Annotated in this window: 21 protein-coding genes; 19 read left to right on the plus strand and 2 right to left on the minus strand. The window is 69.1% G+C overall.

What is annotated here, in order from left to right; translation table 11 throughout:
- Window positions 1–63: 63 nt before the first annotated feature.
- Window positions 64–909 carry a helix-turn-helix transcriptional regulator gene (locus ACIBL3_RS36055; RefSeq protein ID WP_396358367.1) on the plus strand — a complete coding sequence of 282 codons (846 nt, stop codon included), beginning with the start codon at window positions 64–66 and terminating at the stop codon, window positions 907–909.
- Here the strand turns inward: ACIBL3_RS36055 and ACIBL3_RS36060 are convergent.
- Window positions 885–1,769: a bile acid:sodium symporter family protein gene (locus ACIBL3_RS36060; protein ID WP_396358368.1), complete on the minus strand. Its 885-nt coding sequence runs from the start codon at window positions 1,767–1,769 to the stop codon at window positions 885–887. The two genes, ACIBL3_RS36055 and ACIBL3_RS36060, sit on opposite strands and share 25 nt — an antisense overlap.
- Before the next feature lie 162 nt (window positions 1,770–1,931).
- Here ACIBL3_RS36060 and ACIBL3_RS36065 point away from each other — a divergent pair, with 162 nt between their 5' ends.
- From ACIBL3_RS36065 to ACIBL3_RS36080, 4 genes are all read left to right on the plus strand, one after another.
- Window positions 1,932–3,194, plus strand: a complete 1,263-nt coding sequence (locus ACIBL3_RS36065; RefSeq protein WP_396358369.1) for an RICIN domain-containing protein — start codon at window positions 1,932–1,934, stop codon at window positions 3,192–3,194.
- A gap of 20 nt (window positions 3,195–3,214) precedes the next feature.
- Window positions 3,215–4,285 (plus strand): WD40/YVTN/BNR-like repeat-containing protein, encoded by a 1,071-nt coding sequence (locus ACIBL3_RS36070; protein WP_396358370.1) that lies wholly within the window; start codon window positions 3,215–3,217, stop codon window positions 4,283–4,285.
- A 63-nt stretch (window positions 4,286–4,348) separates the two neighbouring features.
- The gene (locus tag ACIBL3_RS36075) at window positions 4,349–5,167 is read left to right on the plus strand and encodes an endonuclease/exonuclease/phosphatase family protein (protein WP_396358371.1); all 819 of its coding nucleotides are present in this window, start codon (window positions 4,349–4,351) and stop codon (window positions 5,165–5,167) included.
- A gap of 251 nt (window positions 5,168–5,418) precedes the next feature.
- The gene (locus ACIBL3_RS36080) at window positions 5,419–6,804 is read left to right on the plus strand and encodes a C40 family peptidase (protein ID WP_396358372.1); all 1,386 of its coding nucleotides are present in this window, start codon (window positions 5,419–5,421) and stop codon (window positions 6,802–6,804) included.
- Window positions 6,805–6,914: 110 nt separating this feature from the next.
- Here ACIBL3_RS36080 and ACIBL3_RS36085 read toward each other — a convergent pair whose 3' ends face one another.
- The gene (locus tag ACIBL3_RS36085; RefSeq protein WP_396358373.1) at window positions 6,915–7,403 is read right to left on the minus strand and encodes an inorganic diphosphatase; all 489 of its coding nucleotides are present in this window, start codon (window positions 7,401–7,403) and stop codon (window positions 6,915–6,917) included.
- A gap of 50 nt (window positions 7,404–7,453) precedes the next feature.
- On the opposite strand from ACIBL3_RS36085, the gene dacB reads away from it, so the two are divergent.
- The 14 genes from dacB to ACIBL3_RS36155 all read left to right on the plus strand — a co-directional run bounded on the left by dacB (window position 7,454) and on the right by ACIBL3_RS36155 (window position 19,425).
- Entirely contained in the window at window positions 7,454–8,818 is a 1,365-nt protein-coding gene (gene dacB, locus ACIBL3_RS36090; protein WP_396358374.1) for a D-alanyl-D-alanine carboxypeptidase/D-alanyl-D-alanine-endopeptidase, read from the plus strand.
- 40 nt (window positions 8,819–8,858) lie between these two features.
- Entirely contained in the window at window positions 8,859–9,950 is a 1,092-nt protein-coding gene (locus tag ACIBL3_RS36095) for a zinc-dependent metalloprotease (protein ID WP_396358375.1), read from the plus strand.
- Window positions 9,922–10,986, plus strand: coding sequence for a tRNA lysidine(34) synthetase TilS (gene tilS, locus ACIBL3_RS36100; protein WP_396358376.1), 1,065 nt, complete (start codon window positions 9,922–9,924; stop codon window positions 10,984–10,986). Before ACIBL3_RS36095 ends, tilS begins: the two co-directional genes overlap by 29 nt.
- Before the next feature lie 4 nt (window positions 10,987–10,990).
- A complete protein-coding gene (gene hpt / locus ACIBL3_RS36105; protein ID WP_360517698.1) occupies window positions 10,991–11,542 on the plus strand; it encodes a hypoxanthine phosphoribosyltransferase in 552 nt (183 codons plus the stop codon).
- 173 nt (window positions 11,543–11,715) lie between these two features.
- Window positions 11,716–13,752 (plus strand): ATP-dependent zinc metalloprotease FtsH, encoded by a 2,037-nt coding sequence (gene ftsH, locus ACIBL3_RS36110; RefSeq protein ID WP_396358377.1) that lies wholly within the window; start codon window positions 11,716–11,718, stop codon window positions 13,750–13,752.
- 61 nt (window positions 13,753–13,813) lie between these two features.
- A complete protein-coding gene (gene folE / locus ACIBL3_RS36115; RefSeq protein ID WP_396358378.1) occupies window positions 13,814–14,386 on the plus strand; it encodes a GTP cyclohydrolase I FolE in 573 nt (190 codons plus the stop codon).
- 130 nt (window positions 14,387–14,516) lie between these two features.
- Entirely contained in the window at window positions 14,517–15,659 is a 1,143-nt protein-coding gene (locus ACIBL3_RS36120; protein WP_396358379.1) for a S1 family peptidase, read from the plus strand.
- A gap of 110 nt (window positions 15,660–15,769) precedes the next feature.
- Complete coding sequence (gene folP, locus ACIBL3_RS36125; RefSeq protein ID WP_396358452.1) at window positions 15,770–16,567, plus strand: dihydropteroate synthase; 798 nt, start codon at window positions 15,770–15,772, stop codon at window positions 16,565–16,567.
- A complete protein-coding gene (locus tag ACIBL3_RS36130; RefSeq protein WP_396358380.1) occupies window positions 16,564–17,052 on the plus strand; it encodes a nuclear transport factor 2 family protein in 489 nt (162 codons plus the stop codon). Before folP ends, ACIBL3_RS36130 begins: the two co-directional genes overlap by 4 nt.
- Window positions 17,049–17,462: a dihydroneopterin aldolase gene (folB, locus tag ACIBL3_RS36135; protein ID WP_396358381.1), complete on the plus strand. Its 414-nt coding sequence runs from the start codon at window positions 17,049–17,051 to the stop codon at window positions 17,460–17,462. The genes ACIBL3_RS36130 and folB overlap by 4 nt, the downstream gene beginning before the upstream one ends.
- Complete coding sequence (gene folK, locus ACIBL3_RS36140; RefSeq protein WP_396358382.1) at window positions 17,459–18,016, plus strand: 2-amino-4-hydroxy-6-hydroxymethyldihydropteridine diphosphokinase; 558 nt, start codon at window positions 17,459–17,461, stop codon at window positions 18,014–18,016. Before folB ends, folK begins: the two co-directional genes overlap by 4 nt.
- A 2-nt stretch (window positions 18,017–18,018) precedes the next feature.
- The gene (locus ACIBL3_RS36145; protein WP_396358383.1) at window positions 18,019–18,537 is read left to right on the plus strand and encodes a DUF3180 domain-containing protein; all 519 of its coding nucleotides are present in this window, start codon (window positions 18,019–18,021) and stop codon (window positions 18,535–18,537) included.
- Between the two features lie 11 nt (window positions 18,538–18,548).
- A complete protein-coding gene (locus ACIBL3_RS36150) occupies window positions 18,549–18,989 on the plus strand; it encodes a hypothetical protein (RefSeq protein ID WP_396358384.1) in 441 nt (146 codons plus the stop codon).
- Window positions 18,990–19,026: 37 nt separating this feature from the next.
- Complete coding sequence (locus tag ACIBL3_RS36155) at window positions 19,027–19,425, plus strand: hypothetical protein (RefSeq protein WP_396358385.1); 399 nt, start codon at window positions 19,027–19,029, stop codon at window positions 19,423–19,425.
- Window positions 19,426–19,432 lie beyond the last annotated feature (7 nt).

Here is a 19,432-nt window from a genome sequence, read left to right on the forward strand (position 1 = left end):
CTGCCGTTAACCACGGATTGGCAAGCCCTGGATAACGCGGAGACGTCCGACAGACTGGATGACATGGAGTACGGCGACCTGTCAGATTTCCTGCGCAAACGACGCGAGGCCCTGCAGCCCGAGGACGTCGGGATGCCGCGCGGACGGCGTCGCCGTACGCCTGGCCTCCGACGTGAGGAGGTCGCGGCGCTGGCGTCGATGTCGGCCGACTACTACAGCCGACTCGAGGGCGGCCGAGGACCACAGCCGTCGGTCGACATGCTGGGTGCGATCGCCCGTGCGCTGCGGCTGACGACGGAGGAGCGGGACCACCTGTTCGTGCTTGCCGGTCACGGCACGCCGCCGCGGACGACGCGGGCGTGTCACGTCGACCCGGGGATGCTGCGGATCCTCGACCGGCTGCAGGACACACCGGCGATGCTGCTGAACCGCTGCGGTGACACCCTCGCGCAGACGCCGGCACACGTCGCGTTCGCCGGCGAGCAGACCAACTACGAGGGCTTCGAGCGCAGTGAGGCCTACCGGTGGTTCACCGATCCGGCGTCCCGGACGCTGTACCTGGAGCAGGAGGTCGCGACCCACAGCCGGATGCTGGTCTCGATGCTCCGCTCGGTCGCCACCGCGGACGGCCCGAAGTCGTACGCCGCCACCCTCGTCAAGGCGCTGCAGAAGCTCAGCCCCGAGTTCGCCGAGCTTTGGGACCGGCACGAAGTCGGCGTCGCGCACAGCCGGACCAAGCACTTCAACCACCCGGTGGTCGGCGAGCTCGAGCTGTACTGCGAGGTCATCGACAACCGTGATCAGCAGCAGACGCTCGTCGTGTTCACCGCGACGCCGGGCAGCGAGAGCGCGGAGAAGCTGCAGCTCCTGTCGGTGCTGGGAAGTCAGACACTCGATCCGGCGCGCTGAACCGCCGTCCGGCGACTCAGGTAGAACGCGAAGAGCGCGGTCGGGAAGAACATCACGATGCCGTAGACGGCCACCGGGATGGACATCTCGCTGTTGCCGAGCAGCGCCGGGCTCAGCGCGATCGTGAGTGCGAGTGTCGCGTTGTGGATGCCGATCTCCATCGAGCAGGCGATCGACTGCCGCTCACTCAGGTTGGCCAGCCGCGGTACGGCGTACCCGAGAGCGAGACTGAGGACGTTCAGCAGTACGGCGACCACGCCCACCGCGGCGAGGTAGTCGAGGAAGTTGTCGCGCTCGCTGTAGATCGCGGCGAAGATCACCAGCACCAGGACCACGATCGAGCCGATCTTCACCGGACGCGTCATCCGGTCGGCGAACGCGGGCAGCTTGCTGCGGATCAGCATGCCGAGGGCGACCGGGACCAGCACGATCGCGAACACCTGCAGCATCTTCGCCGGTTGCAGGCCGATCTCGCCGTCGCCGAGGAAGTGGTCGAGGGACAGGTTGACCACGATCGGCAGGGTGATCACGGCGAGGACCGAGTTCACCGCGGTCAGGGTGACGTTGAGCGCGACGTCGCCGCCGGCCAGGTGGCTGAACAGGTTGGCCGTCGTACCGCCGGGGGAGGCGGCCAGCAGCATCATGCCGACGGCCAGGGCCGGCTCCAGATCGAAGAGCTTGACCAGGCCGAAGCAGATCAGCGGCACCAGGATCACCTGGACGCCGAGTGCCACCAGGACCGCTCGCGGCATCCGTAGTACCCGGCTGAAGTCCGCGACGGTCAGCGTGAGGCCGAGGCCGAGCATGATGATCACGAGAGCGATCGGCAGTAGGACCGAGGTGAGCACGGACTCGTCCACGGAAGGGGCCCCCTTCGAACGTCGGTGGCTCAGGGTGACAGCGGCACGGTCGGACGGCAAGAGTTCCGGGACCGGCGGGCTCTTTACCGGGTTTTCGTCATGAGTTAATTTAAGTTCTGAAATCTCACTGCGTAACTACTCCGTGACTGAGGGGATCCGCCCATGCCCGCTCGGAAACTGCTGCCTGCCCTGATTGCGATGCTGCTCTGCCTGGTCTCGGGCAGTACGGCGGTCGCGCAACCGGCCGCGACCTTCACCGTGCTCGCGTTCTACAGCGGCACCTGGGATCCCGCGCACATCGACTTCGTGAAGGAGGCGAACCAGCGGTTCCCGCAGTTCGGGGCCCAGAACGGGTTCACCTACACGGCGACCAGCAACTGGGACCAGCTGAACAACCTGAGCGCCTCGCAGTACCAGGTGGTGATGTTTCTCGACGACTCGCCGCACACCGACGCGCAGCGGACCGGGTTCCAGCGGTACATGAACAGCGGCGGCGCCTTCTTCGGTTTCCACGTGACCGCGTACAACGACGCGAGCGGCGGGTGGCCGTGGTTCAACAACACCTTCCTCGGCACCGGGCGGTTCAAGTCGAACACCTGGGGACCGACCGCGGTCACGCTGAAGGCCGAGAACCGGACGCACCCGTCGCTGGTGAACACCGGCGCGACGTTCCGCTCGTCGGTGAGCGAGTGGTACAGCTGGCAGAACGACCTGCGGACCAACGCCGACATCCAGATCCTGGCCTCGATCGACCCGTCCAGCTTCCCGGTCGGCACCGACCCGAACCAGACCTGGTACAGCGGCTACTACCCGATCGTCTGGACCAACAAGAACTACAAGATGATCTACGCCAACTTCGGCCACAACGCGATGAACTACGAGACCGACACCCGGCTCTCCTCGACCTTCGACAGCCCGGCCCAGAACCAGTTCATGATGGACGCGCTCAAGTGGCTCGGCGGCGCCGGTACGACGCCGCCGGTGGACCAGCCGTCACCGACCACGTGGTACTCGATCGCCAACAAGGGCAACGGAAAGTGCGTCGACGCCCGCGCCGCCGGGACCGCGAACGGGACTGTCATCCAGCAGTACAGCTGCAACGGCACGCAGGCACAGCAGTACCAGTTCCAGCCCACGTCCGACGGATTCACCCGGGTCAACAACCGCAACGACGCCACCAAGTCGATCGACGTCACCAACGTGTCGTCCGCCGACAATGCCGGCCTGCAGTTGTGGACGTACGGCGGCGGCGCGAACCAGCAGTGGAAAGCAGTATCGGAAGGCGACGGCTATTTCCACTTCGTCAGCCGCCTCAGCAACAAATGCCTGACCGTCCCGAACGGCTCCACCGCCGACAGCACCCAATTGGTCCAACTGACCTGCAACGGCAATTCTGCTCAGTCTTTCCGGCTGACCGGGGTGTGAATCTGGGCTAGGTTCCCGGCATGAGAATCCTGCGTGTGGCCGCTGTTGCGGCAGGAGGTCTGCTGTTGATGTCTCAGCTCGTCCCCGCCCAGGCGAGCGGCGGGCCGTCGTACAAGTGGGAGCTGACGCCGACCGGGAGTACGGCGCAGTTCCGCGGGCTGGCCGCGGTGAGCAATGACGTCGCGTGGGTCGGCGGGTCCGGCGGGCAGGTGCTGCGGACCGTCGACGGCGGCAAGAGCTGGCAGAACGTCAGCCCAGCCGGGGCGGAGACCGTGCAGTTCCGCGACGTCGAGGCGTTCGACGCGAAGCGCGCGGTGGTGCTGTCGATCGGGAACGGCACGGACTCGCGGGTCTACCGGACCGTGGACGGCGGGAAGTCGTGGACCGAGACGTTCCGCAACCCCGACCCGAACGCGTTCTACGACTGCCTCGACTTCTGGGACAACAAGCGTGGCCTGGCGTTGAGCGACCCGGTCGACGGCAAGTTCCGGATCCTGGCGACCGCGGACGGCGGCAAGTCGTGGACGGTGCAGCCCACGGCGGGGATGCCGGCCGCGCTGCCGGGTGAGTTCGCGTTCGCGGCCAGCGGGACCTGCCTGGTCACGGGCTCCGGGCGTACGGCGTGGTTCGCGACCGGCGGCGGCGATCGGCCGCGCGTGTTCCGGACCGTTGACGGAGGCAAGCACTGGACGGTCGCCGACTCCCCGATGGCCAGCGGTGAGGCGGCCGGCATCTTCAGCCTCGCCTTCCGCAACTCGCTGTTCGGCGTCGCGGTCGGCGGTGACTTCCTGAAACCGACCGAGGCGGTGAAGGCCGCGTCGGTGACGTCCGACGGGGGCCGCAGCTGGCAGCTGGTCCCGGCCGACAAGGCGCCGAAGGGCTACCGGAGTGGGTCCGCGTTCGTGCCGAACACTCCCGCTACCGTCGTCGCCGTGGGTCCGTCGGGCAGCGATGTCAGCTACGACGGCGGACGCAGCTGGAAGCAGTTCTACGACGGCAGCTTCGACAGCGTCGAGTGCGCCGGGTACGGGAGCAAGGCGGGTTGCTGGGCGTCCGGCGCCAAGGGCGCGGTCGCTCGGCTGACGCGCTGATGTTCAGGTCGGCGACACCCGTACGTCGTGCGGGGGTCGCCGACGACCCGACAGGATGAGGGCATGCGCAAACTGGTGCTGGGGACTGTTGCGGGATTGTTGATGCTCTTACCTACTGCGGCCGCCGCCGAGGCGGACACGACCGGCCGGCCCGGTCGTCCGCTGACCGTGGCGACCTACAACATCCACCACGGCGCCGGGATCGACGGCGTCCTGGATCTCGAGCGGATCGCCGTACTGCTTGAGAAGTCCGGTGCGGACGTGATCGGGCTGCAGGAGGTGGACCGGCACTGGAGCGAGCGGAGCAACTGGGTCGACCAGCCGGCCTGGTTCGCCCAGCGGCTGAAGATGCACTACGGGTACGCCGCCAACCTCGACCTGCCGCCGTTGAACCCGGGCGAGCCGCGCCGTCAGTACGGTACGGCGATCCTGTCGAAGTACCCGATCAAGGACTTCACCAACACCCTGCTGCCGCTCTACCCGACCGGTGAGCAGCGCGGACTCTCGGTCGCGACGCTGAAGGTGCGTGGGGCGGAACTGCGGTTCGCGAACACCCACCTGACGCACAACAACAACGCCGAGCGGCTGGAACAGGCTCAGAAGGTGGTCGAGCTGCTGGGCGCCTCGAAGCAGCCGACCATGCTGGTCGGCGACCTGAACGCCAGGCCGGACACGCCGGAGATCAAGACGCTGACCGCGCTGCTGGGCGACACCTGGCCGGCAGTCGGGACCGGACCCGGCTACACCTCTCCGGCGGAGAACCCGACCGCCCGGATCGACTATCTGCTGCACAGCGCCCAGTTGCGCCCGACGAAGGTGTCCGTCCCGGTCTCGCCGGCGTCCGACCACCTCCCGGTCGTCGCCTCCTACACCCTGCGCTGATCGCTTCGACCGCGATACGGCGCCCTCCGGCTGATGCCGGACGGGCGCCGTTTCGTTGCGCCCGGTGACCATTTCGCGGAATTACAAGCTTGTAGTTTGTCAAGTCGACACGCAGGTGAAACAAAGTTACTTGTGTGAAAAGTGTTCCCAATGGGGCTGCAGGCAATTAGTGTCACGTATGTGGTCCAGGAGGACCAAAAGTTCACGAACCCTGGGGAAGGGGTTCGTGACCGGCGGAAGGAACGACCCCGATGCGGACGCCCTCGAGGGCCTCGTCCGGCGGGCGGGTCGCGAGCACCGGGAAGACCGGCAGAGCGCTGCTCTCCGGGGTGCTCGCGGTCTGTCTGGCCGGCTCGACGGCCGTGATTCCGGTCCAGGCCGAGGCCAAGCCGAAGCCGCCGGTGATTCCGTCCAAGGCCGCGGTCGAGCGGGCCAAGCAGGCCGCCACCGCGAAGGCCGTCCAGGTGAAGGCGATCGAGAACCAGCTGGCCGCCGCGAACGCCCGGCTCGAGCAGCTCGGAGTCGCGTCCGGGATCGCCGACGAGGCGTACAACGGCGCCGTCTACCGGCTGGAGCAGGCGAAGACCGAGGCCGCGCAGGCGGCCGCCCGGGCGGCCAAGGCGCAGCAGACGCTGAGGGCGCAGCGGGAGCAGATCGGCCGGTTCGCCGCGGCGTCGTACCAGGGTGGTGGGGACGTGGCGAAGCTCGCGCCGCTGTTCACCGCGGAAGGTCCGCAGCAGCTCCTCGACTCGGCCGGCGCGGCTCGTTCGGTGTCGGCCGCGATGCAAGGCTCGTACCTGCGCTTCACCGCGACGCAGGTGATGGCGAACCTGTTCAAGGTGCAGGCCGACGAGGCCGTCAAGAAGGTCAAGAAGGCGACCGACGACGCGGCCAAGGCGAAGGCCGCGGCCGAGGCGGCCGAGCAGGCGCAGGCGTCCGCGGTGACCGCGATGGGCGTCCAGCGGAAGCAGGCGATCACGCAGCTCGCCGTACTGCAGAACACGTCGGTCCAGGTGGCCGCCCAGCGGCAGCGGGGGCTCGAGGAGCTTGCGCGCCAGCGAGCCGCCGCCATCGCCGCGAAGAAGGCGGCCGAGCTGCGCCGCCGGATCGCCGCCCGGGAGGCCGCCGAGCGGGCCCGGGAAGCGGCCGAGCGCGCTCGCGAGGAGCGTGCGCGGCGCGAGGAGCAGCGGGAGCAGCGAGAGAACCCGACCAAGAAGCCGCCGCAGAAGACGCAGCCCGACCGGCCGCGCGAGGACGACCGTCCGACTCGGAGGGGGGCGAGTGCCGCGATCGAGTTCGCGCTGGACCAGATCGGTGACATGTACCTGTGGGGTGGCACCGGGCCGTCGCGCTGGGACTGCTCCGGCCTGACCCAGGGCGCCTGGGCGAAGGCCGGGGTGTACCTGCCGCACTACAGCGTCGCGCAGTACGAGCAGGTCCGGCACATCGACGAGGACGAGTTACGGCCGGGCGACCTGATCTTCTGGTCGACCGACCCCGACGACCCGGGCACGATCCACCACGTCGCGATGTACCTCGGCGACGGGCGGATGGTGCACGCGCCGCGCACCGGCACGCGGGTGCGGATCGACAGCGTGTACTACTGGGAACCGCCGGACTTCTTCGGCCGCCCGTGATGAAACTCTTGTGCAGCAAGGCGAAACTCGCCTCCGCGATGCCCCGGGTCCGGCGCCGCCGGCCGGACGCTACGCCGTACTCGCTGATCGGCTGGTAGCCCGGCCGGTGCTCAGTGGCCTTCGGTCTTGAGCCGCTCGAACGAGGCGCTGATCTCGGCCTCGGCGTCGGCGCGGCCGACCCAGGTCGCGCCCTCGACGGACTTGCCCGGCTCCAGGTCCTTGTAGACCTCGAAGAAGTGCTGGATCTCCAGCCGGTCGAACTCTGGCACGTGGTGGATGTCGCGCAGGTGCTCCTGCCGCGGGTCGCCGGCCGGGACGCAGAGGACCTTGTCGTCCGGGCCCTTCTCGTCGGTCATCCGGAACATGCCGATCGCGCGGGCGCGGATCAGGCACCCGGGGAAGGTTGGCTCGGTGAGCAGCACCAGCGCGTCCAGGGGGTCGCCGTCCTGGCCCAGGGTGTCCTCGATGAATCCGTAGTCGGAGGGGTACTGAGTGGCCGTGAACAGGGTCCGGTCCAGCCGGAGCCGGTTGGTCTTGTGGTCCAGCTCGTACTTGTTGCGGGTGCCCTTGGGAATCTCGATGAAGACGTCGAACTCCATACGGCAGATACTGTCACGGTTCCGACCGACGAATTGACAGGAGCAGCCCGGTGGTCCGTCCTCCTCGTGCGGCGTTCGTCACGCTGCTCGCCACAGCGCTCAGCGTGAGCCTGGCGGGCGGAGCAGGCGCCGTACCCGGATCTGTCCCGACCGCGCAGGTCCAGGCGCCGGTGGTGCTGGCCCCGGCGAAGGCGGAGGGCGTCGCGCCGACCGCGGCCGGCGTGCAGAAGGCGGTGGCCGCGATCCTCAGCGACCCGGCGCTGGGCAAGCACCGGGGCATCTACGTGTACGACGCCTCGCGCGGCAAGCCGGTGTTCTCGGTCGGGTCCGCGACGCCGTACGTGCCGGCCTCGACGCTGAAGTTGCTGACGACGGTGTCCGCGCTGGAGACGCTCGGCGCCGACCACACGTTCGCCACGAAGGTGGTCAGCGCCGCGAAGGGCTCCATCGTCCTGGTCGGCGGTGGCGACCCCCTGCTGACCGTGAAGCGCCAGACCGACCCCACCGACTACCCGACGCGGGCATCGCTGCAGACCCTGGCGGCCAGTACGGCGAAGGCGCTCAAAGCGCAGGGCATCACCAGTGTCACGCTCGGGTACGACGCCTCGCTGTTCACCGGACCTGCGGTGAATGCGAAATGGCAGCCCAACTACATCACCGAAGGCATCGCGGCTCCCACGTCGGCGCTCTGGGTCAACGAGGGCCGGGTGAGCCCAGGCATGGCTAAGCGTGCGCCCTCCCCGTCGCAGGCGGCGGCCACCGCGTTCGCGGCCCAGCTCAAGGCCTCCGGGATCAAGGTGGCGGGTGCGGTGAAGCGTGCGGTCGCACCGACGACCGCTACGCCGCTTGCGCAGGTCACGTCGCCCACGGTCGGGGAGATCGTCGAGTACGTGAACCTGCACAGCGACAACGACGGTGCCGAGGTCCTGCTCCGGCACGTCGGCCTGGCGACCAAGAACGGCGGCTCGTACGCCGGTGGAGTCCTGGGTGTGAAGGCAACGCTGACCAAGCTCGGCCTGAACGTGAGCAAGGCCACCATCGAGGACGGGAGCGGCCTGTCGCGCACGAACCACGTCCCGCTGGACGTGCTCGCTGGTGCGGTCCGGGTGGCCGCGTCCGAGGACCACCCGGAGCTGCGGCACCTGCTGACCGGCCTGCCGGTCGCTGGGTTCACCGGTAGCCTCGAGGACCGGTTCGGCGTGGCCGGCACTGGTCCGGGCACCGGACTGGTCCGGGCGAAGACCGGCACGCTCACCGGAGTCCACAGCCTGGCCGGGATGGTCCGGGACCGCACCGGCACGCTCCTGGTGTTCGCTGTCGCGTCCGACAGCGTGCCGGTCCCCAAGACGCTGGCTGCCAGGGCAGCCCTCGACAGAGCTGCCGCAGCCCTGGCCAATTGCGGCTGCGCGGTCTGAACGGCGGGCGCATGTTGGGACATACGACTAGGGTCGGAACATGAGTACGGAAGGCCCGACTGCGGCGGAGATGGTCGACTGGCAGCTGGCGACGGGAGTGGCGCGCAAGCTGCTCCGGCCCGGTCCGGCGGTCAGCCGCGCCGAGGCGGATCAGGTGGTGGCCGAGCTGCGCCAGTTCGCGGCCGACTCGGAGCACCACGTGCGCGAGTTCACCGGGCTGCAGGCCACCTCGGCCACCGCGCCCGTGGTGATCGTGGACCGGCCTGGCTGGGTGCAGGCGAACGCGGACGGCTTCCGCACCGTCCTGCAGCCGCTGGCGGACAAGCTGCGCGAGAAGGCCGAGCGGACCGGCGGGCTGTCGTCCGCGGTCGGCTCGCGGGTGACGGCGATCGAGGCTGGTGCGCTGCTCGCGTTCCTGTCCTCCCGGGTGCTGGGGCAGTTCGACCCGTTCTACCCGTCCCAGCCCGATCCGGACCGGCCCGGGCTCACCGGACGGCTGCTGCTGGTCGCGCCCAACGTGATGCACGTCGAGTCCGAGCTCGGCGTCGTACCGCGAGACTTCCGGCTGTGGGTGTGCCTGCACGAGGAGACCCACCGGGTGCAGTTCACCGCGGTGCCGTGGCTGCGCGACCACTTGCGGTCGGAGATCGCGCTGTTCCTCGACCAGGCCGAGCTGGACCCGTCGGCGTACGCAGCGATGTTCCGGGAGGCCGTGCAGCGGCTGGGGCGGTCGGTGCGGGGTGAGGCCGAGCTGAGCCTGGTCGACCTGATGCAGTCGCCCGAGCAGCGGGCGGTGCTGGACCGGCTGACTGCGGTCATGTCGTTGCTGGAAGGCCACGCCGACTTCGTGATGGACGGGGTCGGGCCGTCGGTGATCCCGACCGTGGACACCATCCGGTCCAAGTTCACCTCCCGCCGGCAGAGCGGCAACCCGGTGGACCAGCTGCTGAAGCGGCTGCTCGGGCTGGACGCCAAGCTGCGGCAGTACAAGGACGGTGCGGCGTTCGTCCGCCGCGTGGTCGACCAGGTCGGCATGGAGGGCTTCAACCGGGTCTGGACCGGGCCGAACACCCTTCCCACCAAGCACGAGATCGCGAATCCCGATGCCTGGGTCACCCGACTCCACGGCTGAGCCGCCGAGCCGGTCGGCCGCCGAGGAACTCGTCGAGCACCGGAGGGGAAAGCTGCACCCCGCCGTAGCCCGGACGCGGGAGGCCGTGCGCCTCACGCTGTCCGAGCTGCCCCAGGGCACCATCGTTCTGGTCGCTTGCTCCGGCGGCACCGACTCGCTGGCCCTTGCTGCCGCCACCGCGTTCGAGGCTTCAAAGCTCAAGCTGCGGGCAGGCGCTGTCGTCGTCGACCACGGGCTGCAGGCCGACTCCGCCGAGACAGCGGAGGTCGCTGCCGGCCAGTGTCGGTCGCTGGGCCTCGATCCGGTCCAGGTGCGAGCCGTCGAGGTCGGCACGGAGGGCGGTCCCGAGGGAGCCGCCAGGACAGCCCGGTACGACGCTCTGCGCGACGCGGCCGACGAGTTCGGGGCGGACGTCGTACTGCTCGCACACACTCGAGACGACCAGGCCGAGACCGTGTTGCTGGGGCTTGCCAGGGGCTCGGGTGCGCGCTCGCTCGCCGGGATGGCGCCGATCGCCGGTCTGCTGCGTCGGCCATTTCTGGAGCTGCCGCGGGCGACCACGGCCGCTGCGTGCATCGCGTCCGGGCTGCGGCCGTGGCACGACCCGCACAACGAGGACCCGCAGTACATCCGGGTCCGGGTGCGCCACGAGGTGCTTCCGGTGCTCGAGGAGGCGCTCGGACCAGGCGTGATCGACGCACTGGCCCGTACGGCGGGACTGCTGCGGGCGGATGCGGATGCGCTGGACATGCTCGCGGCGGACGCTGCGGAGACGTCGGTACGTCGTACTGACAATGAGGTGCACTGTGACGTCGGCACGCTCGCTGCCGAGCCGGACGCCGTACGGACCCGGGTGCTGCGGCAGGCTGCGCTGGAGGCTGGGTGCCGGGCGACGGATCTGACCGCCGGGCACATCGCCGCCGTCGACGCGCTGGTCACCGGCTGGCGGGGGCAGCGCTGGATCGACCTGCCGCAGGGCGTCCGGGCGGCAAGACGGGGCGGATTCATCGTCCTGGGCCCGGATGTGACAGGCTGATCGCGTGGATGCGGCGGACATCGAGAAGGACCTGACCAAGATCCATTACACCGAGGACCAGATCCAGGCGAAGCTGCGGGAACTGGCCGGACGGATCGAGCGGGACTACGAGGGCAAGGACCTGCTCCTGGTCGGCGTCCTGCGCGGTGCGGTGATGGTGATGGCCGACCTGGCCCGGTCGTTCAACCGGCACGTGGAGATGGACTGGATGGCCATCTCGTCGTACGGGTCGGGCACCAAGTCGTCCGGGGTGGTCCGGATCCAGAAGGACCTGGACACCGACATCACCAACCGGCACGTGCTGATCGTCGAGGACATCATCGATACCGGGCTGACGCTGAGCTGGCTGGTCAGCAACCTGGAGTCGCGCAAACCCGCCTCGCTGGAGCTGTGCACCGCGTTCGTGAAGCCGGACGCGGCCAAGATGGCGGTCCCGGTGAAGTACGTCGGGCTGGAGCTGCCGGACGAGTTCGTCGTCGGGTACGGGCTCGACTACGCAGAGAAGTACCGGAACCTGCGCTGCGTCGCGACGCTGGCTCCGCACGTCTACTCCTAGAAGGCCCTGCAGGGCAGACTTGGTGACAGCCTGTACAACAGGTCGTACCGTCCTTTGGTGACCCTCGTGCTGTGTTGTCTTGTGCGGCACGAGACACTTGGACTGGTGTTACCGTCTCAAGCCCGCATACCCGGGCCTGCCGAGCTAGGAGGGACGGGGCTGAGGCCTCGATCATGGACGTGAAGCGCATCTTCCGCGGACCCCTGTTCTGGATCGTCGTCGCCTTCCTGGGCGTACTGGTGATCGGACAGCTCCTGACCGGCTCGACCGGGTACAAGACCGAGCCGACCGGCCAGGTCGTGCAGCTCATCCAGCAGGCCACCGACTCGTCGGACAAGTCGATCAAGTCGGTCACGCTGATCGACCCCGACCAGGAGATCCGGGTCGAGAAGACCGACGGCACCAAGGTCCGGGCGCACTGGGTCGACGGCCAGGCGAACACGCTCGGCCAGGCCGTGCAGAAGCTCTACGACGACAAGAAGATCGAGCGGTACGACGTCGAGAACCCGAAGCCGAGCTTCATCGGCCAGGTGTTCTCCACGCTGATCCCGTTCCTGCTGATCGCGGTCGTGTTCATCTTCTTGATGAACTCCATGCAGGGCGGCGGCTCCCGGGTGATGAGCTTCGCCAAGTCGAAGGCCAAGCTGATCACCAAGGACACCCCGAAGACCACCTTCGCGGACGTGGCCGGCTGTGACGAGGCGATCGAGGAGCTCGGCGAGATCAAGGAGTTCCTCCAGGAGCCGGGCAAGTTCCAGGCGGTCGGCGCGAAGATCCCGAAGGGCGTGCTGCTGTACGGCCAGCCGGGTACCGGTAAGACCCTGCTGGCCCGCGCGGTGGCCGGCGAGGCCGGGGTGCCGTTCTACTCGATCTCCGGCTCGGACTTCGTCGAGATGTTCGTCGGTGTCGGCGCCTCCCGGGTCCGCGACCTGTTCGAGCAGGCCAAGACGAACGCGCCGGCGATCGTGTTCATCGACGAGATCGACGCCGTCGGCCGGCACCGGGGCGCGGGCCTCGGCGGTGGTCACGACGAGCGCGAGCAGACCCTGAACCAGCTGCTGGTCGAGATGGACGGCTTCGACGTCCGCGGCGGTGTGATCCTGATCGCAGCCACCAACCGGCCCGACGTCCTCGACCCGGCGCTGCTGCGGCCCGGCCGGTTCGACCGGCAGATCGCCGTCGACGCGCCGGACCTGCCCGGTCGCGAGCAGATCCTGAAGGTGCACGCCCGCGGCAAGCCGATGGCGCCGGACGTGGACCTGACCGCCGTCGCCCGCCGGACCCCGGGCTTCACCGGCGCCGACCTGGCCAACGTGCTGAACGAGGCGGCCCTGCTGACCGCCCGCTCGAACATGCAGGTGATCGACAACAAGGCGCTGGACGAGGCGATCGACCGCGTCATCGCCGGCCCGCAGCGCCGGACCCGGCTGATGTCGGACAAGGAGAAGGTGCTGACGGCGTACCACGAGGGCGGGCACGCCCTGGTCGCCGCCGCGCTGCCGCACTCCGACCCGGTCCAGAAGGTGACGATCCTGCCGCGAGGCCGGGCGCTCGGCTACACGATGGTGATGCCGGACGAGGACAAGTACTCGACCACCCGGTCCGAGATGCTGGACAAGCTGGCCTACATGCTCGGTGGCCGCGCGGCCGAGGAGATGGTCTTCCACGACCCGACCACCGGCGCCAGCAACGACATCGAGAAGGCGACCGCACTGGCCCGCGCGATGGTCACGCAGTACGGCATGACCGAGCGGCTCGGCGCGATCAAGTTCGGCCAGGACAGCAGCGAGCCGTTCCTGGGCCGCGACCTGGGCAGCCAGCGGAACTACTCCGAGGAGATCGCGGCCGCGGTCGACGAGGAGGTCGGCAAGCTGATCCTGAACGCGCACCAGGAGGCCTTCGACATCCTCGCCGAGAACCGGGCGGTCCTGGACCACCTGGTCGAGGAGCTGCTGGAGAAGGAGACCCTGGACAAGAACGAGATCGCCCGGGTCTTCGCGCCGGTGGTGAAGCGGGAGCGGCGGCCGGCCTGGACCGGCTCGTCCACCCGGGTCCCGTCGGACCAGCCGCCGGTGATGCCGGTGCCGACGCGCGGCGAGCAGAACGGCTCGCTGTCCGACGTGCTGCCGGGCGGAGCGGTCGGCCCCGACGAGGCCGTCAAGCCCCCGAACTACGGCAGCGGTCCCACGCCGCCTTCGCCGAAGGACTGAACCGAACGCCGTCACCTGCTCAGGTGACGGCGTTCGTGTTTCCCGGACCTAGAGTGGCGGGATGACGTCGCCGAAGTTCGACCATGCGCGGGCTGAGCGGGCCGTGCGGGAGCTGCTGATCGCGATCGGGGAGGACCCCGACCGCGAGGGCCTCCAGGACACCCCGGCCCGGGTGGCACGCTCGTACGCCGAGATGACCGGCGGACTCGGTCAGCGCGCCGAGGACGTGCTCACCACCACGTTCGACATCGGCCACGACGAGATGGTCCTGGTGAAGGACATCGAGGTGTGGAGCCTCTGCGAGCACCACCTGGTGCCGTTCACCGGGGTCGCGCATGTCGGGTACATCCCGAGCCTGGAGGGCCGCATCACCGGCCTGTCGAAGCTGGCCCGGCTGGTCGACGTGTACGCCAAGCGCCCGCAGGTGCAGGAACGCCTGACCACCCAGGTCGCCGACTCCCTGCTCGAGCTGCTCGAGCCGCGCGGCGTGATCGTCGTGATCGAGTGCGAGCACCTCTGCATGACCATGCGCGGCGTTCGCAAACCCGGCGCCAAGACGATCACCTCTGCGGTCCGCGGCCAGCTCCGCAACCCGGTCACCCGGTCCGAGGCGATGAGCCTGATCGTCGGCTGACCGTAGCCCCGAAGCTCCTCGTTCGTTGGGGTTTGAGAGCCGATGTCTGTGGACATTCTGTCGCTGAGCGTTTACTTTCCGTAGTGGTGCTCGGCCGACGGGGATCGGGCACCGGCGTGAGGAGGACTGGATGTCAGGGCGTTACCGGGTCGGCGCCGCACTTGCCGGGGCCGTCGTACTCACGGCGGCTGGGCTCGTCGCGGCGAACTGGGCCAACGCCGAGTCCCGCGGCGATCGGCAGACCGCCACGACGGGTCCGGTCGACCAGGTGACAGGGCAGTCTCCGCTGCTGGCGGAGGCGGTGGAGACGCAGCTCGGGTCCAAGGCCGTCGGGAGCTACTACGACGAAGCCGGCGAGTTGGTGGTCGCGGTGTCCGATCTGGCGACCGCGCAGCTGGTCCGCGAGGCCGGCGCGATCCCGAGGCTCGTCCGCTTCACGGCCGACCAGCTGAACGCCGTACAGGGCGAGCTGAACCGGCTGGCGAGCAGCTCCAGCGCGGGCAAGGTCCGGTCCTGGTACGTCGACCCGATCTCGGGGACCGTGGTCGTCAGCGTGCCGAAGGGCGCGCACGACCTGATCACCGAGCGGTTCCTCGAGCGCGCCAAGGCCAACGGCGACCAGGTGACGATCCGGACCGTGACCGGCCAGGTGACGACGACCGCGGACGACTTCGGTCTGCGTGGCGGCGTCCAGGTGGACAAGAACACCGGGTACGTCTGCTCGCTCGGGTTCAACGCCCGCACCACCAAGGGCACCCGGATCTTCCTGACCGCGGGGCACTGCACGGCCGGCAAGCCGTCGTTCTCCCGGAACGGGTACGTGCTCGGCAACACGCGGACGTCGAGCTTCCCGGGCAACGACTTCGGCACCGTCAGCGTGATCGAGGGCTGGGACCAGCAGGGGTACGTCGAGGGCTGGGGAGCCGGGAACGTCGCGGTGAAGGGGATCGGGAACGCGACCGTCGGGTCGACGCTGTGCAAGTCGGGCAAGAGCACCGGCTGGACCTGCGGGCGGATCGTCGCGCGCAACGTGACCGTGAACTACGGGAACAACAAGGTCGTCCGCGGGCTGTTCCAGCACACCGCCTGCACCGAGGCCGGCGACTCCGGCGGGGCGAACATGACCGGCAACTACGCCCAGGGCATCTCCAGCGGCGCCGCCCTGATCAACGGCCAGTGCCTGGAGAAGCACGGCCAGACCAACGAGTCCTACGCCCAACCGGTGGGGGAAGCCCTGAAAGCCACCAAGTCGCGGTTGGTTCTCAGTAACTAACTGATCTGGGTGGCTCCCCGTGTGTCGGTGCGGGCTACTAGTGTGTGTGGGTGGGAACTGAGCCGTGGGTTGACGTCGACGGGTTGCCGAAGCTGAACCGGTGCCTGGTGATGGGGGTTGTCAACGTCACGCCGGACTCGTTCTCCGACGGCGGGGAGTGGTACGAGCCGGCGGCGGCGATCAAGCATGGTCGCGAGTTGCTGGCCGAGGGGGCCGACCTGCTGGATGTCGGCGGGGAGTCCACCCGCCCCGGCGCTGAGCGACCGGCGCCGGAGGAGGAGATCCGCCGGGTGCTCCCGGTGATCGAGACGCTCGCGGCAGAGGGTGCGCTGATCTCGGTCGACACGATGCGGGCCCACGTGGCCGAGCTCGCCCTCGACGCCGGCGCGGTGATGATCAACGACGTGTCCGGCGGCCAGGCCGATCCGGACATGCTCCCGCTGGTGGCCGACCGCCGTACGCCGTATGTCTGCATGCACTGGCGCGGCCACTCGATCGACATGCAGAACAAGGCCGAGTACGACGACGTGGTCGCCGAGGTGATCGCCGAGCTCGCCGAGCGGATCGACGCGATGCGCCGGGCCGGCCTCGACCTGAGCCGGGTCGCCCTCGACCCCGGGCTCGGTTTCGCGAAGAACGCGGACCACAACTGGGAGATCCTGCGCCGGCTGCGGGAATTCTCCGTACTGGGTAGACCGTTGCTGATCGGTGCGTCCCGGAAGGCGTTCCTCGGTAGGCTGCTCGCCGACGAGCAGACCGGTGAACCCAGACCGGCCGTACGACGAGACGACGCGAGCGCGGCTGTTTCCGCCCTGGCCGCCGCAGCGGGAGCCTGGTGTGTCCGGGCCCACGCGGTGGCGCCCAGCGCGGACGCGGTCCGGGTGGCGAAGAGATGGGGAACGGTATGACGGACGGAACCGGCGGCGGTTCGCGGCACGGCACCAATGGTGAAGGTGCGCGCGGCGCCACGGTCGAGGACGTCGTGCTGTCCGCCAACACCGCGTTCTACAACGCGTTCGAGGCCGGTGACCTGGACCTGATGGCGGCGGTCTGGCTGCCGGAGCCGGACCCGGTCTGCATCCATCCGGGGAACGCGGCGATTTCCGGGTACTCGGAGATGATGCGGGCCTGGGCGATGATCTTCGCGAACACGCCGTACATCCAGTTCTTCCTGACCGATGTCCAGGTACGGGTGGATGAAGACGTGGCTTACGTCACGTGTACGGAAAATGTCCTGTCGTCGGGGGAGGGTGCTCCCGAGGAGGGGTTCGCCGGGGGCAAGGCACTGGCCACGAACGTCTTCCGCCGAACTTCGTCCGGCTGGCGGTTGTGGATCCACCACGCCTCCCCGGTACTGTCGTCGTCTGGGGGCCGACAGGAGGAGGCGCCGTGAGCGAGCGGAGCGAGGTCACCATTCAGCACAGCGCCCTTCCTGCGGACGTGATCGAGATCCGTGGCATCCGGGGTTTCGGGCGCCACGGTGTGTTCGAGCATGAACGGGCCGATGGGCAGGAGTTCGTCGTGGACGTCCGGCTGGAGCTGGACACCAGGCCCGCGGCGGCCTCCGACGACCTGGCCGACACCGTGAACTACGGGGTGGTGGCCGAGCAGGTGCACAAGGCGATCGAGAGTGACCCGGTGGACCTGATCGAGACCCTCGCCCAGCGCATCGCGGACCTGTGCCTCGCCGACCGGCGGGTGACGGCGACCGCGGTGACGATCCACAAACCTTCGGCGCCGATCACGGTGCCGTTCGACGACGTTGTCCTGACCGTGCAGCGCAGAGCCGGAGAATCCTCGTGACTGAGACCCCTAGTCCCCACGTCATCGACGCGGACACCCTGAGCGGTGGCCTGAAGCCGATCCGCCAGGTGATCCTGTCGCTCGGCAGCAACCTCGGCGACCGGGAAGCGAACCTGCAGGGCGCGGTCGACGCGCTGCGGGACACCCCGGACGTCGTCGTGGTCGAGGTCTCCCCGGTCTACGAGACCCAGCCGATCGGCGGGCCGGAGGAGTCCGGGCCGTACCTCAACATCGTGCTGCTCGCCGACTCCACGCTGCCGGTCGAGATGCTGCTGGACCGCGCGCACGCGATCGAGCAGGCGTTCGGCCGGGAGCGCAGCGTGCCGGGCGCGCCGCGGACGCTGGACGTCGACCTGATCACCTACGGCCAGAAGACGATCGAGTCCGAGGAGCTGACGGTGCCGCACCCGCGGGCGCACGAGCGCGCGTTCGTGCTCGCGCCGTGGCTGGACATCGAGCCGGACGCGGTGCTGCCCGGCCGGGGCCCGGTGGCCGAGCTGCTCGCCAAGGTCGGCTCCGAAGGCGTGACCAAGCTCGACATCGAGCTGCAGTAGTGGTGTCCGGCGGTCCCGAGTCCGACCGGGCGCCCGGGCCTGAGAAGGAGCCGCCGCGCCCGGGCTCGGTCCGGCCGACCTCGCGCCGGCTGCTGGTCGCGATCGCCGTCCTCGGGGCGGCGATCGGGCTGACCATGGTCAAGGCGATCGAGTCCGGCGGCGGGGTGGCGCCGTCGGTGTCCTGGCTGACCCTGGTGGCCTGGGCCTTCCTGGCCGCGCTGCTGTTCGCCGCGGCCCGCAACACCCACCAGCGGGTCCAGGTACGGCGGGAGCGGGTCGAGCCGTCCCGCGCGGTGTTCCTGCTCCTGATCGGCAAGGCGAGCGCATTCGTCGGCGCGTTGTGCACCGGTGTTTACGCAGGGTTCGCGTTATCCTTCCTGGAAGCGGTGGGCTCCTCAGGGCCTCGTAACCGTGTGATCATGGCCGGTGCCGCGGCCGTGGTCTCAGTGCTGGTCGTCACGGCCGGATTGTTGCTCGAACGCGCGTGTCGCATTCCCGAGGACCCCGACGACACCCCCTAACATGGCGACCCATGGGCTCAAGGGGTAACCGCCGTCGAACCAGGGCCACTGTTCTCGCCGTCGCCAACTCATTGCTGGTCATCGTCTGCGTGGGCGTCTCGATCGCCCTGTTCTCGCAGAACCAGTGGATCCTGCGCGCGGCCGCCGTCGTCGCCGTCCTGGTCGCGATCGGCGCCTCTGTGCTGGTCCGCCACCAGCTCCTGGTCGAACGTTTGGCCCATGCCGACGAACGGGCCCAGGTGGCCCAGGAGTACTCCCGGATCACCAGCGCCCGGGTGGTCGAGAACGCCGAGTTCGTCGACCTGATGCAGCGCCGGCTGGACAAGATCGACGAGCGCCTCGACAAGATCGACCAGGAGGTCGCCACGGTCGTTGCCGCCGGCGACAAACACTCCCAGGCCGACGCCCCGACCGTCGTGGACCTCAAGCTGCGAGGTCTGGCCGCGTCCTGACTCCGCGCCCATACTGCGGTGTGTGGGGGTGATGTCCATGGGGTTGGACGCGAACTATCCGGCCGTGACGATGAACGACCCGAACGGGCACGTCACGGTGTACGACCAGGACCATTTTCCGATCGGCCGGCTCGGGCCCACGCCGTACGAGTCACCGTCGGTGAATGTGATCTGCCGGCGGAAGGCGTGGAACGACGCGCACTGGTACCGGTTGCTCAATCCGGACGGGTGGGACTACCCGGCGTCGGCGGCCTATGTGTCAGCCGACGAGACCCACGAGCTGAACCCGGGTCAGCCGTACCCGATCCCGGGGTGCCGCAACGTCGGCTGCCGCCGGAAGGCCGGCCAGGCGGCGGCGGTCGGGGTGCTGGCGGCCGGTGCCGTCACGGCGGTGCGGTCGTGGCGCCGCAGATCGGACTCACCCGACCCGGCTTGAGGCGGTC

The sequence above is a fragment of the Kribbella sp. NPDC050124 genome (genome assembly GCF_044460355.1).
In the GTDB taxonomy this organism is placed as follows: Bacteria; Actinomycetota; Actinomycetes; order Propionibacteriales; family Kribbellaceae; genus Kribbella.